This window comes from Streptomyces actuosus, from assembly GCF_016921115.1.
Classification (GTDB): Bacteria; Actinomycetota; Actinomycetes; order Streptomycetales; family Streptomycetaceae; genus Streptomyces; species Streptomyces actuosus_A.
Genome location: NZ_JAFFZS010000007.1, coordinates 107,582 through 122,557, shown reverse-complemented (window position 1 = coordinate 122,557; position 14,976 = coordinate 107,582). Strand labels below are relative to the sequence as shown.

Here is a 14,976-nt window from a genome sequence, read left to right as displayed (position 1 = left end):
CCGCGTTCGCGCCGGTCGGCCCGCGGACAGGTCAGGGGCAGGGGCAGGGGCAGGGGGCGTACATCCGGGCCGTGGAAACGGTCGGGGCCGCCCCGGCCGGCCTCCGGCCGCGTCATCGATGGGCGTGCTCGTCCCGCGGGGCGTCCGGGGCGCCCTCGGGGTCGGTGCGGCCGTCGCCGTCGCGGATCTCCTCGCCCAGCAGCTCCCGCGCCAGCAGCGTCGCTCCGGCGACCGCGCCGGGCATCAGGAACACGGCGACGAAGGGGACGAGGAACGCCAGGCCGAGGGGCGTGCCGAAGCCCCACACCAGGAGCTTGCGGGAGCGCAGCAGCACCAGACGCTCGCGCAGCTGGACGCCGCGGCGCTGGAGGGCGACGGCGGTCAGTTCCTCGGTGAGGAAGAAACCGGTGACGAAGAAGCCCAGCACCGGGACGGCGGTCTGCCCGACGACGGGCAGGAAGCCGAGGGCGAACAGGAGCACACCCCACAGACCCGCGCGGACCACGATCCGCAGGCTGTCCCGGCCGGAGATCCACAGGTCGCGCCAGAGCGGCAGCTCCGACTCGGGTGCGGTGCCGTCCGGGGACACGTCGCGGTCGACGGTCTCCGAAAGGCTCTCGTAGAAGGGCTGCCCCACCAGCAGCGTGACGGCGGTGAAGGTGACGACGGCGAGGAGCAGGCCGAGCGCGAACAGCAGGGCCGTCAGGAGTCCGCGGAACAGTCCCGGCCACGGGCTGGACCAGTCGTCCGCGAAGGGGGTGGCCCAGGTGACGAAGTCCTGACCCCACAGGGCGAGGGAGACGAGGGCCGCGGCATAGAGCACCAGGGTGATCAGGCCGGGAACGAGTCCGAACCCGAACTGCCTGCCGTGCCGGGCCACCCACCGCTGGCCCTTGAGGAGATGACCGAAACCCACCCCGAGATCACGCATGGGCGCACTCTATCGGCCGCGTGCCGACGCGCCCGGGGCCCCCGGCCCGGGCACCGCGGGGCCGTGCGGGGGACGGCGGGGCAGCTGGGGCATGCGGCGGGGCCGTGGTGGGAGGGCCGTGCGGGGGCCTGGCGCCGGGCGCCGGGCGCCGGATCAGGGGCCGCGGCGGTCCCGCCGGCCGTCAAGGGGCGGAACCGGCGGCCGGGAGGCGCCCTCCGGGAGGCGAACCGGCGTCTCCGCGGGAGCTCTGTCGGGTCCCGGGACGGCAGCGGCGGACGGGCGCGGCCGGGACCGGAGGTGCCACGGCGGCCGTGCGGCAGCGGTGCGTCCGCCCGCCGGCCCCGTGGCGGTGCCCTCGGCGGCGGGGCCCCGGGGGCGTGGTGCCCCTGCCACGGTCGTCGGGCCCCGGGGGTCAACCGGACGTCACCGTCACCACGACCCCGTGCTCCGCCGCCGGCGAGATCGCCGCCGACACCCGGACCGCCGCCGCGCGGGCGACGCGACCGGTGCGGGCCGCGCCGGCGAGCAGCAGGGGCTGGAGCTGTTCGAGGCCGGCCACGACCAGTTCCTCACCGGCGGCCAGGACCGGCCGGACGGCGTCGGCGGAGGCGGCAGCCGCCTCCGCCAGGTCGGCCATCGGGGGCAGGGCGGAGCGGACCACTTCGGCCCCGGCCACCGCCGCCCGTTCCGCGAGGGCGGCGTGCAGGGGCATCAGCGGCGCCGCCGCGGCCGTCAGCGCGTCGGCGATGCGGTGCAGCTCGGGGGACACGTCGTGCAGGACCTCCGCGGCCGACTGCAGGACGGGGGTGAGGGCGAGCAGGACGCCCGCCGCCAGGCCGGCGCCGGCGGGCAGCAGCGGGGAGAGGGAGTCGACCAGGTCGCCGAGGGCCTCCGCGAAGTCCTCCACGGCCGGTTCCACCGCGTCCAGCACCGGAAGGAGGCTGTCCCCGAGCGCGGTGAGCAGGGCCTGGGCGGGCTCGCTGACCGGGTGCACGGCGAGCGGGGCGCCGCTCGTGCCGAGCCGGGTCAGGGTGTCGACGATACGGGAGAAGGCCTCCTGTGCCTGCGGCGAGCCGCTGGCCTCGGCCAGTTCGGCCGTGGTCCGGCGAAGGACCCGCAGCAGCTCCGTGCCGGAACCCTCGCGCGGATCCAACGTGTTGACCGCGATCCTGGTGATGTTCGCGGCGGTGTGCAGGAGTTGCCCGGTGATGTCGGTGGTGGAGCGTGCCATGCGCTGCATGTCGTCCCTGCCGGGGAGCGACGGGATCGTTGCCATGGGCCCTCCTCGCCTCGCGCGCCCTGCGCGCCCGTGCCGTGCCCGTACGATGTCCTCGCCGTGCTGTGCGGTGCCCGTGCCGTTCCCGCCCCCAGCATGCCCCTCCGGTGTCCGGGCCGTGCGCCATCCGGGGCATTGGCACGGGCATCGGTGACACCGGCACCCCCGTGTTGCGGTTGAGTCGAACAGGTACATCTCGCCGTACCGATCTCGGAGAGCGAAGGAGGGAGAGCGGATGACGCAGGAGATCCACGGCACGGTGGCGGCCGGGTTCGAGGCGGCACGCGAGCAGTTCGCCGCGTTCGTCGCACAGGAGCGGCCCGACTACGAGGGGCAGTTGTGCGCCCATGTGCACGGGCGCAGGGTGGTCGACCTGTGGGTGGGCGCGGACGCCGGTTCCCTCTACGGCGTGTACTCCTCCACCAAGGGCGCCGCGCACCTCGTGGTCGCGCTGCTCGTGCAGGACGGCACGCTGGAGCTGGACCGCAAGGTGACCTACTACTGGCCGGAGTTCGGCGGTGAGGGCAAGGGCTCGCTGACCCTGCGGGACCTGCTCGCGCACCGGGCCGGACTGATCGGGCTCGACGCCGGCTTCTCCCGGGAGGAGCTGGCCGACGACCGCGCCGTCGCCGAACGCCTCGCCGACCAGAAGCCGTTCTGGCGCCCGGGCACGGCTTTCGGCTACCACGCGCTGGTGGTCGGCGCGCTGACCGGCGAGGTCGTGAGACGGGCGACGGGGCGGACACTCCAGGACGTCTGGGAGGACCGGGTGCGGGCTCCGTACGCCCTGGACTTCCACCTGGGGCTGCCCGAGGCCGAGGAGCCCCGCTTCCGTTCCGTGCAGCCGATGAGGCCGACGCCGGAGCAGCAGGCGGCGCTGGACGCCCGCCCGGACGGGCCGCACACGCTGGCCTCGATCGCGTTCAACACGCATGTGCCGGACCCGGGGACACTGGAGGACCTCGCCAACTCCCGCGCGGTGCGCGCCAGGGGCCCGGCGTCGGTGGGCGGGGTGGCCTCGGCGCGCGGGTTGGCCGGGATGTACGCGGCGATGACGAGCGAGCTGGACGGCCGGCCGCCGCTGCTGAAGCCGGACACGCTGGCCGAGTTCGGGCAGATCCACTCGACGGGGTACGACCTGGTGCAGCGGACCCACAAGTCGTTCGCGCTGGGTTTCCAGGCGACCGCGGACATGTGGTACCCGTTCCTGGGCGCGGGGGCCGTCGGCCACAGCGGCGCGGGCGGGTCGCAGGCCTTCGCCGACCCCCGCAGCGGCCTCGCCTACGGCTACACGCGGCGCCGGGTGGCCTTCCCGGGCGGGGCGGCGCCGGAGAACGCCCGGCTGGTGCGGGCCGTGCACACCGCCGCCCTGCGCGGGTGAGGTGACGGAGCAGGGCCGCGCCCGGCGTCCGGGCGCGGCCCTCGTCGTCCGCGGGCGCCGCCCGTCAGACCAGCACGACGGTGATGTTGCCGCGGGTGGCCTTGGAGTACGGGCAGACCTGGTGGGCCTTCTCGACCAGGGACCGCGCGGTGCCGGCGTCGACCTTCGGGATGTCCGCCGAGATCTCCACGATGATGCCGAAGCCGTCGCTGTTCCTGCCGATGCCGACCTTGGCGGTGACGGTCGAATCGGAGACGTCCGCGCCCTCCTGGCGGGCCACGACGCCGAGGGCGCCCTGGAAGCAGGCGCTGTAACCGGCGGCGAACAGCTGCTCCGGGTTGGTGCCCGCGCCGCTGCCGCCCATCTCCTTCGGCGGGTTCACGACGACGTCGAGCTTGCCGTCGTCGGTGGCGACCCGGCCGTCGCGGCCGTTCTCGGCGACGGCGACGGCTGTGTACAGGACGTCGGACTGCTGAATCGACATGCGGTTGTCTTCCTCCTCGGTCCGCCGCGGCTCGCGCCCAGGGCCGTCGACAGATTTCGGAAAGAAGTTACCGCATGTCGGAATCGACGGGAAGGGTGTCCGGGTGGACCCGGGAGCCGCCGTCGGCGACAGGTCGCACGGCGCGAGGACCGTCGAGCCCCCGAGCCACCGGAACTCGGGGACTCGGGGCTCGCCCGGTTCGGGGCGGTCACCGTGCGGGGTCGACGCCGCCCGGAGCCGGCACCGCTCGGAGCCACCAGGCCCGCGGACCGCCGGGCCGCCTCAGAGCTTGACGACCATCTTCCCGATGTTGTCGCCGCGCAGGACGCCCAGGAACGCCTCCAGGGTGTTCTCGACGCCCTCGACGACCGTCTCACGGTGCTTCAGCGCGCCCGAGGCGACCCAGGGGCCGACCTCCTGGACGAACTGGGGCTGGAGGTCGTAGTGGTCGCCGACCAGGAAGCCCTCGATGCGGCCGCGGGTCTGGATCAGACGGGCCAGGTTCTTCGGGCCGGGCGCGGGCTCGGTGTTGTTGTAGACGGAGATCATGCCGCAGACCGCGATCCGGCCGTCCCGGTTGAGGGAGCCGATGGCGGCCTCCAGGTGGTCGCCGCCGACGTTGTCGAAGTAGACGTCGATGCCGTCGGGGGCGGCGGCGCGCAGCTGCTCGGCGACGGGGCCGTTGCGGTAGTTGAAGGCGGCGTCGAAGCCGTACTCCTCGACCAGGAGCTTGACCTTCTCGTCCGAACCCGCCGAACCGATGACGCGGGAGGCGCCCTTGAGCTTGGCGATCTGGCCCACCTGGCTGCCCACGGCACCCGCGGCGCCGGAGACGAACACGGCGTCGCCCTCCTTGAAGGAGGCGGTGCGCAGCAGGCCGGCGTAGGCGGTGAGGCCGGTCATGCCGAGGACACCGAGGTAGGCCGACAGGGGTACGTCACCCGAACCGGCCGAGCCGACCTTGACGGCCTGGGCGGAGTCCACCGCGGCGTACTCCCGCCAGCCCAGGAAGTGCAGGACGTGGTCACCCACCTCGATCCCCTCGGCGCGGGACTCGACGACCTCGCCGACGGCGCCACCCTGCATGACCTTGCCGAGTTCGAAGGGGGCGACGTACGACTTGGCGGCGCTCATCCGGCCGCGCATGTACGGGTCGACGGAGAGGTACCTGTTGCGGACCAGGACCTGCCCCTCGCCGGGCGTCGGCATCGGAGCCTCCACCAGGGCGAAGTCCTCGACCTCGGGCCAGCCGACCGGGCGGGAGAGGAGGTGCCATTCACGGTTGATCATGCCAGGACCTTTCCATTTACTTCACTACCTGAAACAACCATGCGCCTGAATATTTCATGTTGTCAAGTAAACGGGTACCCTGGTGTCCATGGCCACACCGCACAAGACCCGCCGCCCCGACGCAGTGACCCTGGAGGTCGTCGAGCTCATCGGCTCGGTCGTGGCTCGCTACCACGAGGAGTACGAGCAGGCCGCCGCCGAGCACTCCCTGACCGGCGCCCAGGCCAGGCTGCTGGGCCTGCTCACCCTGGAGCCGCTGCCGATGCGCAAGCTGGCCCAGAAGCTCAAGTGCGAGCCGTCCAACGTCACCGGCATCGTCGACCGGCTCGAATCACGCGGCCTGGTGGAGCGCCGACCGGATCCGGCCGACCGCCGCGTGAAGGTGGCCGTCGCCACCGACGAGGGCCGCCACCTCGCCCGCGCGCTGCGCGACTCGCTCGGCTTCGCCCGCGAACCGCTGGCGGCCCTGTCGGAGGAGGAGCAGCTGTCCCTGCGCGATCTGCTGCGGCGGATGCTGGGGGCGGAGTCCACCCCCGGGGGAACGGCCGCCTGACCCGTCGCCGTCCCGGCCGGTCGGCGCGGCGCCGGACGGCGCCGTGCGCGAGCAGGGCGTTCCGGCGCGGGCTCGCCGGTCGCCGTCCGCCGCGGTGAGCGCGCGACGGCCCTCGCCGCCCCGCGAACCGAGACCGGTCCGCACCCCGACCGCGCCACCGAGGCGCCGAACCGGGCGCCGACGCACGGACCCGTCCCTCAGGTGCACCACCACAGGAAGCGGCTGCAGGTCTCCGACGGCTTCGGATCGGGCGACGGAGCGGACGTCGTCGGGTCCACCGTCGGGGTCGGGGGCGCGGGCGGTCCGGCGGACGGGGTCGCGGAGGAAGGCGTGGGCGCCGGGGCGGAGGACTTCGGCCCGGCCGACTCGTCCGGGCCGGGGCTCGGCGCATCCGTCGCGGACGCGGACGGCGAGACCGACGGCGACGGATACGCGCCGGCCGACGCGGAGGCGCCCGCACCGGCGACGCCGTCGAGGGGACGGGCGGACTCCCGCTCCGTGGAACCCGTCTGCGTGGACACCCCGTCCGGCGCGGTGCCGCCGTCGGTGACGGCCGGCTCGGAGGGCGTCACGCCGGGCGCGTCGATGCCGAGTTCCGCAAGGCTCAGGCCGCCCGCCGCCAGGACGACGCCCGCGGCGGCGAGAGCGACGCGGCGGCGGCGCCTGCGGTGGGCCGCCGCCTTGCGGTCGCGACGGCTGACGGCCAGGGCGCCCACCCCCGGCTCCTCCGCGGCGGACGGCCCTCGCCCGCGGCGGCTCCCGCCCGCGCGGCGGCGTGCGGCCCGCCCCTCCCGCGGCGCCCCCTCGCCGGCCCCGCGCCCTTCGCCCGCGCGGCCCGCGACGGCGGTGCCGACCGCAGCGGCGGGACCGTCGCCCGCCCCACCGGAACCGTCGTCGGTGACACCACCGGGCCGGGCACCGCGGCCGCCGATCGGCGCGTCGCCCGGGCCGCCACCGACCGCACCGGCGACGGGGTGGTGGTGCGGTGCGCCGGCGGGGCCGCCGCGCACCGCCCCGTGCGGGTCGCGGGCCGGGACGCCGTAGGCCCCTCGCCCGCCGTGCGCCGCCTCCGCCCGAGCGCGGATCTCTTCGACCGGGGTGCCGCATCCCGGGCAGACGAGGGCACCGTTGAGGTGGCGGTGGCAGGCGTGACAGAAGTCCATGACGCGGGAAGACTAAGTTCCGCGCCGGTGACGTTCCGAGGCGCCGCTGTGAAGGTTGTGTGGGAGACCGCCCGCCCCGGCGCGCCAAGCCACCCCATCACCGGCGACACCCGAGCGAAACCGGCCTTCGAAGAACGAGCCGCCGAAACCGCTGAAAGGCTTCCGCCCACCCCCCATTGACACGCCCTCGGCCCCGTCCTTACTGTCACGCCAGCATTTCGAACGTGTGACGAAATTTCGAACAGATCCGACGTTCACGAGGGGCGACTGCCGTGCGCATCACCGGAATCAGCACACACGTGGTCGGGACGCCCTGGCGCAACCTGACATACGTCCAGGTGCACACCGACGAGGGGATCACCGGTGTCGGCGAGACCCGGATGCTGGGGCACACCGACGCCCTGCTCGGCTATCTCGAGGAGGCCGAGGCCAACCACGTCCTCGGCTCGGACCCGTTCGCCGTCGAGGACCTCGTCCGGCGCATGAAGTACGGCGACTACGGGCGCGCCGGCGAGATCGTCATGTCCGGGATCGCCGTCGTGGAGATGGCGTGCTGGGACATCAAGGGCAAGGCTCTCGGCGTGCCGGTCTGGCAGCTGCTCGGCGGGAAGGTGACCGACCGGGTCAAGGCCTACGCCAACGGCTGGTACACCACCGAGCGGACGCCCGAGGCCTACCACGCGGCGGCGCACGGGGTCATGGAGCGCGGGTACCGGGCGCTGAAGATCGACCCGTTCGGCACCGGGCACTTCGAGCTGGACCACCGGCAGACCCTGTACGCCGTCTCCCTCGTCGAGGCCGTGCGCGACGCCATCGGCCCGGACGCCGAGCTGATGCTGGAGATGCACGGGCGGTTCTCGCCCGCCACGGCGGTCCGGCTCGCCGGGGAGCTCGCGCCGTTCCGGCCCGCCTGGCTGGAGGAGCCGGTTCCGCCGGAGAACCTCAAGGCGCTGGAGAAGGTCGCCGCCAAGGTCGACGTGCCGGTGGCCACGGGCGAACGCATCCACGACCGGATCGAGTTCCGCGAGCTGTTCGACAGTCAGGCCGTCGACATCGTCCAGCCGGACGTCGGCCACATCGGCGGCATCTGGGAGACGCGCAAGCTCGCCGCCACCGCCGAGACCCACTACATGCTCGTCGCACCGCACAACGTCGGCGGTCCCGTCCTCACCGCCGCCTCCCTCCAGGTCGGGTTCACCTCCCCCAACTTCAAGGTCCTGGAGCACTTCAACGACTTCGCCGACGCGGAGATCAGGAAGGTCGTCAAGGGGGCCCCGCAGGTGGACCCCGAGGACGGCTGCTTCCCGCTCACCGACGCGCCGGGCCTCGGGGTCGAACTCGACGTCGACGCCGCCGCCGAGTTCCCGCAGCAGCAGGCCCGCTTCGACCTGTGGGCCGAGGGCTGGGAGAAGCGGCAGCCGAAGGCGGCCGGGCGATGAGCACCGCCGTCGTCGTCGAGGCGCCCGGCGTGCACCGGCTCGTCCCGCACGAGCCCCGGCAGCCGGAACCCGGCGAGGCGCTGGTGCGCGTGCACGCCGCCGGCATCTGCGGCAGCGACCGCGAGGTGTACCAGGGCAACCGGCCCGAAGGGTACGTCCGTTACCCCCTCGTCCCCGGCCACGAGTGGTCGGGGACGGTCGAGGCCGCCGGTGCCGGGGTGCCGCCCTCGCTGGTCGGCAGGAAGGTCGTCGGCGAGGGCTTCCGCAACTGCCAGGTCTGCGCCCGCTGCCACGCCGGGGAGACGACCCTGTGCTCCGCCGGTTACGAGGAGACGGGGTTCACACAGCCGGGCGCCATGGCCGCCACCCTCACCCTGCCGGCCCGGCTGCTGCACGTGCTGCCCGACGACGCCGACCTGACCGCGGCGGCGCTGCTGGAGCCGGCCGCCTGCGTGGCCGCCGCCGCGCTGCGGGCGAACGCTCGCCCCGGCGACCGGGTCGCGGTGGTGGGCACCGGGACGCTCGGCATGTTCGCCGTGCAGTTCCTGCGTGCCGTGTCCCCGGGCGAGCTGCTCGTCGTCGGCACGCGCGACGACCGTGCGGAACTCGCCCGGAACTTCGGCGCCACCGCCTTCCTGACCCGGGACCGGCCGCTGCCGGACGACTTCGACGTGGTGATCGAGACCGCCGGGTCCGCCGACGCCGCCCGGACCGCCGCCGCACTGCTGCGGCGCGGGGGACGGCTGGTGCTGACCGGGATCCCGGCACCGGGCGCCGACCGGCTCGACCCGACCGACCTCGTCGTACGGCAGCTGGAGGTGCGCACCGTGTTCGGGGCGCCGCCGGGCGCCTGGGCGCACGCGGTGCGGTTCTTCGCCGCCGGGCTGCTGGATCCGCTGCCGCTGGTGACGCACGAGCTGCCGCTCGCCGCGTTCTCCCGCGCCGTCGAGCTGGTGGGGTCCGGCGATCCGAAGGTCGGCAAGGTGCTCGTCCGCCCGTAGGCGCACACCGGTCCGGGGCACTCCGACGGCCACCTCCCCCGACCGGCGTACCGCATCCCCATGCCGACCTGACCACCGACCCCGCCGCACCGGGAATCCCGTCCCGCCGCACCGGGCCACCGCGGCACCGGGACCGCAGCCCCGCCCGCGCCGCAGCCCTGCCGCGAAGCCCGGCCCGCACGCGACGGGGCCCGGTCCCTGCATGTCGAGATCCCCGAACCTCGTCCGACATACCGAACGGAAGGACCGCTCGTGACCGACCCCTGCATCCCCGCCGCCCGACGCCCCGGCGAGCGGGCGCTCGCCGCGCTCGGCCTGGCCGCACCACCGCCCGACCCCGCCGACACCTCGCCGCACTCGTTCCCCGGCGGCGGCCGCTGGCGCACCGAGATCCCCTCGTGCGAGGGACCCGAGGCGCTGGCGGTGATCCTGAAGGAGGCCGCGCGGCTCGACGTGCCGATCCACCGGATCAGCCAGGGCAGCGGCGTGTGGATGTTGACCGACGCCGAGATCACCGAGATGGTCGAGGCCGCCGCCGAGCGCGGCATCGAGCTCTGCCTGTTCACCGGCCCGCGCGGCACCTGGGACATCGGCGGTTCCACCCGCACCGACTCGGGCGGCGCCGGAGCGCGCGCCCGCGGCCGCGACGCCGTCGCCGGGTGTGTCGAGGACGCCCTGCGCGCCGCGGAGCTGGGCGTCAGGTGCCTCCTCGTCGCCGACGAGGGCGTGCTGTGGACCCTGCACCGGGCGCGGACTCAGGGCATCCTCCCGGCCGACACCACACTGAAGGTCTCGGCGCTCATCGGACCCGTGAACCCGACGAGCTACGCGGTGTACGAGCGCCTCGGCGCCGACTCCGTCAACGTGCCCAGCGACCTGACGCTCGGCCACCTCACCGAGATCCGGCGGGCGTCGGGCGCACCGCTGGACATGTACATCGAGGCGCCGGACGACCTCGGCGGCTATGTGCGGATGCACGAGGTCGCCGAGCTGATCCGGCGCGGGGCGCCGCTGTATCTGAAGTTCGGCCTGTCGAAGGCGCCCACCCTCTACCCCTACGGCCATCACCTGCGGGACGCCGCACTGGCCACCGCCCGGGAGCGGGTGCGGCGCGGCCGGCTGGCGCTGGACCTGCTGGCACGGCACGGCGCCGACGGGGACATGGCACCGCTGGGCTCGCGGCTACCGGGAAGCCTTCGGCGCTTCGAAACACGTTCATAAATTTTCAGACACACCACTTCACAGAAGGCGACGCAGTCAAACAGAATCGCACACAGCCATCCGCTCCCGGGTTCTCCGCCCGGACCGACCGCACCTCCCCCGCGTTGCCGCACCTCCCGACCAGGCCGTGCTCAGACATCAAGGAAGATGACCATGCGCAACCGCAGAGCCGCCCTCGCAGCCATAGCCGGAGCCGCCGTCCTCGCCCTCACCCTCACCGCCTGCGGGCAGAACAGCGAGGGCGGCGGCAAGGAGGACAAGGGGCCCGCCGAGGGGAGCACGATCGGCATCGCCATGCCGACGAAGTCCTCCGAGCGGTGGATCGCCGACGGCGACAACGTCAAGAAGGACCTGGAGGCCAAGGGCTACAAGGCCAAGCTCGTCTACGGCGAGGACGACCCCGACCAGCAGGTCTCGCAGATCGAGAACCTGATCACGCAGGGCGTGAAGGCACTGATCGTCGCCGCGATCGACAACAAGTCCCTCAACAACGTCCTGCAGCAGGCCAAGGACGCGGGCATCCCCGTCATCGCCTACGACCGGCTCATCCTCGGCACGCCGAACGTCGACTACTACGCCTCGTTCGACAACAGCAAGGTGGGCGAGCTCCAGGCGAACTACATCGTCGACAAGCTCGGACTGAAGGACGGCAAGGGCCCGTTCAACATCGAGCTGTTCGCCGGCTCCAACGACGACAACAACACCAAGTACTTCTTCAACGGGGCGATGAGCGTCCTCCAGCCTTACATCGACAGCAAGAAGCTCGTCGTCCGCTCCGGTCAGACCGAGCTGACCCAGGTCACCACCCTGCGCTGGGACGGCGCCACCGCGCAGCGGCGCATGGACGACATCCTCACCAAGTCCTACAAGAGCGCCCGGGTGGACGCGGTCCTCTCCCCCTACGACGGCATCTCCATCGGCATCCTGTCGGCGCTGAAGTCGGACAGCTACGGCTCCGGCGACAAGCCGCTGCCCGTGCTCACCGGCCAGGACGCCGAGCTGGCCTCGGTGAAGTCGATCACCGCGGGCGAGCAGACGCAGACCGTCTACAAGGACACCCGCAAGCTGGCCGAGGTCGCCTCGAACATGGTCGGCGCCGTCCTGGACGGCAAGACGCCTGAGGTCAACGACACCAAGACCTACGACAACGGCGCCAAGGTCGTCCCCTCGTACCTGCTGCAGCCGGTGAGCGTCGACAAGGACAACTACCGGAAGGTCCTGGTCGACGGCGGCTACTACACCGCCGACCAGCTCAAGTAACGGGCGACACCAACGGATTGGAAGACACGACCATGGCGGGACCCGTCCTGGAAATGCGCTCGATCGTCAAGACCTTTCCCGGTGTCAAAGCGCTGTCGGACGTCACACTGACGGTCCGTCAGGGCGAGGTCCACGCCGTCTGCGGGGAGAACGGCGCCGGGAAGTCCACCCTGATGAAGGTGCTCTCCGGCGTCCATCCGCACGGCAGTTACGAGGGGGACATCCTCTTCGAGGGGCAGGTGTGCCGGTTCCGGGACATCCGGGCCAGCGAGCAGCGCGGCATCGTCATCATCCACCAGGAGCTGGCCCTGGTACCCCACCTCTCCCTCGCGGAGAACATCTTCCTCGGCAACGAGCACGCCGCCCGCGGCTTCATCAACTGGAGGGACACCCTCAGGCACGCCACCGAACTCCTGCGCCGGGTCGGCCTCGACGAGCATCCCGAGACGCGGGTCGCCGACATCGGGGTCGGCAAGCAGCAGCTGGTGGAGATCGCCAAGGCTCTGTCGAAGAAGGTGAGACTGCTCATCCTCGACGAGCCGACCGCGGCGCTCAACGACGAGGACAGCGGCAAACTGCTGGATCTCATCCTGCAGTTGAAGGACCAGGACATCACCTCGATCATCATCTCCCACAAGCTCAACGAGATCCGCAGAGTCGCCGACTCCGTCACGATCATCCGCGACGGGCTGTCCATCGAGACCCTCGACGTGAGGGCGCCCGAGACGACCGAGGACCGGATCATCAGCGGCATGGTGGGGCGGGACCTCGACAGCCGCTTCCCCGAGCGCACCCCGCACCGGACCGAGGAGGGCGCGGCCCCGGCGCTGGAGATCCGCAACTGGACCGTGCACCACCCCATCGACCAGCACCGCAAGGTCGTCGACGACGTGTCGATCCGGGTGCGGCGCGGGGAGATCGTGGGCATCGCGGGACTGATGGGCGCCGGCCGCACCGAACTCGCGATGAGCGTCTTCGGTCGCGCCTACGGCCGGTACGCGGGCGGCACGGTCCTCAAGGACGGGGAGGAGATCCGCACCAGGACCGTCGCGGAGGCGGTCGGGCACGGCATCGCCTACGTCACCGAGGACCGCAAGCACTACGGGCTCAACCTCATCGACACCATCAACCGCAACATCTCGCTCACCGCGCTGCACAAGGTCGCCCGGCGCGGCGTGGTCGACGAGCACGAGGAGCGGCAGGTCTCCGAGGGCTTCCGGCAGTCCATGAACATCAAGGCGCCGACCGTCTTCGAGACCGTCGGCAAGCTGTCCGGCGGCAACCAGCAGAAGGTCGTCCTCAGCAAGTGGATCTTCGCCGGACCGGACGTGCTGATCCTGGACGAGCCGACGCGCGGCATCGACGTGGGCGCCAAGTACGAGATCTACACGGTCATCGACCAGCTGGCCGCGCAGGGCAAGGCGGTCGTCTTCATCTCCTCCGAACTGCCCGAACTGCTCGGCATGTGCGACCGCATCTACACCATGGCCGCCGGGCGGCTCACCGGCGAGGTGCCGCGGGCCGAGGCCACACAGGAAGTGCTGATGCGCCGGATGACGAAGGACAAGAGGTAACGCGATGAGCACCGAAGTGACCAAGAGCCCGGCCGCGGCACCCCCGGGCGGCGGCCCGGCCGGCGGGGGCCGGGGCGGGAACGTCCTCCAGCTCCTGGCCGGCAACCTGCGCGGCAACATGCGGCAGTACGGCATGCTGATCGCCCTCGGCCTCATCGTCGCCCTGTTCGCGATCTGGACCGACGGCCAGCTGCTGCTCCCGCGCAACGTCTCCAACCTGGTGCTGCAGAACGGCTATGTGCTGATCCTCGCGATCGGCATGATGCTGGTGATCATCGCGGGCCACATCGACCTGTCGGTCGGGTCGATGACGGCGTTCGTGGGCGCCTTCGCCGCCGTGCTGACGGTGCAGCACGGCGTGCCATGGCCGATCACCCTGGTGCTGTGCCTGATCGCGGGTGCGATCGGAGGCGCCGCGCAGGGCTTCTTCATCGCGTATCTCGGCATCCCCTCGTTCATCGTCACGCTCGCGGGCATGCTGATCTTCCGCGGCTTCACCGAGATCCTGCTCCAGGGGCAGACCCTCGGCCCGTTCCCGAACGGCCTCCAGAAGATGGGCAACGGCTTCCTGCCGGAGGTCGGCCCGCACACGAACTACCACAACATCACGCTGCTGCTGGGCCTGGTGCTGATCGTCTTCGCGGTCCTCCAGGAGGTCCGCGACCGCCGGCGCCAGCGGGAGTTCTCGCTGGACGTCGTCCCCCTCAACCTCTTCCTGCTCAAGCTGGTCTCCATCGTCGCCGCGATCCTCGTGCTCACGCTCCTGCTCGCCAGCTACAAGGGCGCGCCGATCCTGTTGCTGGTGCTGGGCGCCCTGGTGGTCGGCTACGGCTACGTCATGCGCAACGCGGTGTTCGGCCGGCACATCTACGCGATCGGCGGCAACCTGCCGGCGGCCAAGCTGTCCGGCGTGAAGGACAAGAAGGTCACCTTCCTCGTCTTCATGAACATGGGCGCACTCGCGGCGCTGGCGGGTCTGGCGATCGCCGCCCGTCTCAACGCGGCCTCCCCGAAGGCGGGCCTGAACTACGAACTGGAGGCGATCGCCTCCTCGTTCATCGGTGGTGCGTCCATGAGCGGCGGGGTGGGCACCGTCCTCGGCGCGATCATCGGTGGCCTGGTCCTGGGCGTGCTGAACAACGGCATGAACCTCCTGAGCGTCGGCACCGACTGGCAGCAGGTCATCAAGGGCTTCGCCCTGCTGGCGGCCGTCGGATTCGACGTGTGGAACAAGCGCCGGTCCGGTTCCTGAACCGCCTCGGCACCCTCCGGCCGGCGTCGGGCCGACAGGGCGGGGGCACCGGGCCCGAGGGCGTCGCACCCACGGCGGCCCGGCCGGCGAAGCGGAAGCGGAACCCGCCGCCGTATCTCAGGGTGGCCCGTGCTCCCCCGCACGGGCCACC

Annotated in this window: 13 protein-coding genes; 8 read left to right on the top strand and 5 right to left on the bottom strand. The window is 72.4% G+C overall.

The window, feature by feature from the left end:
* Positions 1–112 precede the first annotated feature (112 nt).
* Positions 113–931, bottom strand: coding sequence for an EI24 domain-containing protein (locus tag JS756_RS11785; protein WP_205382993.1), 819 nt, complete (start codon positions 929–931; stop codon positions 113–115).
* A 412-nt stretch (positions 932–1,343) separates the two neighbouring features.
* Positions 1,344–2,207: a hypothetical protein gene (locus JS756_RS11780; RefSeq protein ID WP_205382992.1), complete on the bottom strand. Its 864-nt coding sequence runs from the start codon at positions 2,205–2,207 to the stop codon at positions 1,344–1,346.
* Positions 2,208–2,442: 235 nt separating this feature from the next.
* Here JS756_RS11780 and JS756_RS11775 point away from each other — a divergent pair, with 235 nt between their 5' ends.
* The gene (locus JS756_RS11775) at positions 2,443–3,588 is read left to right on the top strand and encodes a serine hydrolase domain-containing protein (protein ID WP_205382991.1); all 1,146 of its coding nucleotides are present in this window, start codon (positions 2,443–2,445) and stop codon (positions 3,586–3,588) included.
* Between the two features lie 64 nt (positions 3,589–3,652).
* Here the strand turns inward: JS756_RS11775 and JS756_RS11770 are convergent, their stop codons facing one another.
* Both JS756_RS11770 and JS756_RS11765 read right to left on the bottom strand, forming a co-directional pair.
* Positions 3,653–4,072 (bottom strand): organic hydroperoxide resistance protein, encoded by a 420-nt coding sequence (locus tag JS756_RS11770; RefSeq protein ID WP_205382990.1) that lies wholly within the window; start codon positions 4,070–4,072, stop codon positions 3,653–3,655.
* Positions 4,073–4,354: 282 nt separating this feature from the next.
* Positions 4,355–5,362: an NADP-dependent oxidoreductase gene (locus tag JS756_RS11765; protein WP_205382989.1), complete on the bottom strand. Its 1,008-nt coding sequence runs from the start codon at positions 5,360–5,362 to the stop codon at positions 4,355–4,357.
* An 88-nt stretch (positions 5,363–5,450) separates the two neighbouring features.
* Here JS756_RS11765 and JS756_RS11760 point away from each other — a divergent pair, with 88 nt between their 5' ends.
* Entirely contained in the window at positions 5,451–5,915 is a 465-nt protein-coding gene (locus tag JS756_RS11760; RefSeq protein ID WP_205382988.1) for a MarR family winged helix-turn-helix transcriptional regulator, read from the top strand.
* 197 nt (positions 5,916–6,112) lie between these two features.
* Here JS756_RS11760 and JS756_RS11755 read toward each other — a convergent pair whose 3' ends face one another.
* Positions 6,113–7,078: an SCO2400 family protein gene (locus JS756_RS11755; protein WP_205382987.1), complete on the bottom strand. Its 966-nt coding sequence runs from the start codon at positions 7,076–7,078 to the stop codon at positions 6,113–6,115.
* A 272-nt stretch (positions 7,079–7,350) separates the two neighbouring features.
* Between JS756_RS11755 and JS756_RS11750 the strand changes: the two genes are divergently transcribed.
* The 6 genes from JS756_RS11750 (at position 7,351) to mmsB (ending at position 14,825) form a co-directional block, all read left to right on the top strand.
* On the top strand, positions 7,351–8,517 hold the full coding sequence (locus JS756_RS11750) for a mandelate racemase/muconate lactonizing enzyme family protein (protein WP_205382986.1): 1,167 nt from the start codon (positions 7,351–7,353) through the stop codon (positions 8,515–8,517).
* A complete protein-coding gene (locus tag JS756_RS11745) occupies positions 8,514–9,518 on the top strand; it encodes a zinc-dependent alcohol dehydrogenase (RefSeq protein ID WP_205382985.1) in 1,005 nt (334 codons plus the stop codon). Before JS756_RS11750 ends, JS756_RS11745 begins: the two co-directional genes overlap by 4 nt.
* Positions 9,519–9,770: 252 nt before the next feature.
* Positions 9,771–10,739: a hypothetical protein gene (locus JS756_RS11740; RefSeq protein ID WP_205382984.1), complete on the top strand. Its 969-nt coding sequence runs from the start codon at positions 9,771–9,773 to the stop codon at positions 10,737–10,739.
* 153 nt (positions 10,740–10,892) lie between these two features.
* Positions 10,893–11,999, top strand: coding sequence for a multiple monosaccharide ABC transporter substrate-binding protein (gene chvE / locus JS756_RS11735; RefSeq protein ID WP_205382983.1), 1,107 nt, complete (start codon positions 10,893–10,895; stop codon positions 11,997–11,999).
* Between the two features lie 32 nt (positions 12,000–12,031).
* The gene (gene mmsA / locus JS756_RS11730; RefSeq protein WP_205382982.1) at positions 12,032–13,573 is read left to right on the top strand and encodes a multiple monosaccharide ABC transporter ATP-binding protein; all 1,542 of its coding nucleotides are present in this window, start codon (positions 12,032–12,034) and stop codon (positions 13,571–13,573) included.
* Positions 13,574–13,577: 4 nt separating this feature from the next.
* The gene (gene mmsB / locus JS756_RS11725; protein WP_205382981.1) at positions 13,578–14,825 is read left to right on the top strand and encodes a multiple monosaccharide ABC transporter permease; all 1,248 of its coding nucleotides are present in this window, start codon (positions 13,578–13,580) and stop codon (positions 14,823–14,825) included.
* The last annotated feature ends 151 nt before the right edge of the window (positions 14,826–14,976 follow it).

Coding starts and splice junctions, on each gene's coding strand:
- JS756_RS11775 (WP_205382991.1), top strand. CDS start 2,443: ATGACGCAGGAGATCCACGGCACGGTGGCGGCCGGGTTCGAGGCGGCA.
- JS756_RS11785 (WP_205382993.1), bottom strand. CDS start 931: ATGCGTGATCTCGGGGTGGGTTTCGGTCATCTCCTCAAGGGCCAGCGG.
- mmsA (WP_205382982.1), top strand. CDS start 12,032: ATGGCGGGACCCGTCCTGGAAATGCGCTCGATCGTCAAGACCTTTCCC.
- JS756_RS11760 (WP_205382988.1), top strand. CDS start 5,451: ATGGCCACACCGCACAAGACCCGCCGCCCCGACGCAGTGACCCTGGAG.
- chvE (WP_205382983.1), top strand. CDS start 10,893: ATGCGCAACCGCAGAGCCGCCCTCGCAGCCATAGCCGGAGCCGCCGTC.
- JS756_RS11770 (WP_205382990.1), bottom strand. CDS start 4,072: ATGTCGATTCAGCAGTCCGACGTCCTGTACACAGCCGTCGCCGTCGCC.
- mmsB (WP_205382981.1), top strand. CDS start 13,578: ATGAGCACCGAAGTGACCAAGAGCCCGGCCGCGGCACCCCCGGGCGGC.
- JS756_RS11745 (WP_205382985.1), top strand. CDS start 8,514: ATGAGCACCGCCGTCGTCGTCGAGGCGCCCGGCGTGCACCGGCTCGTC.
- JS756_RS11780 (WP_205382992.1), bottom strand. CDS start 2,207: ATGGCAACGATCCCGTCGCTCCCCGGCAGGGACGACATGCAGCGCATG.
- JS756_RS11765 (WP_205382989.1), bottom strand. CDS start 5,362: ATGATCAACCGTGAATGGCACCTCCTCTCCCGCCCGGTCGGCTGGCCC.
- JS756_RS11755 (WP_205382987.1), bottom strand. CDS start 7,078: ATGGACTTCTGTCACGCCTGCCACCGCCACCTCAACGGTGCCCTCGTC.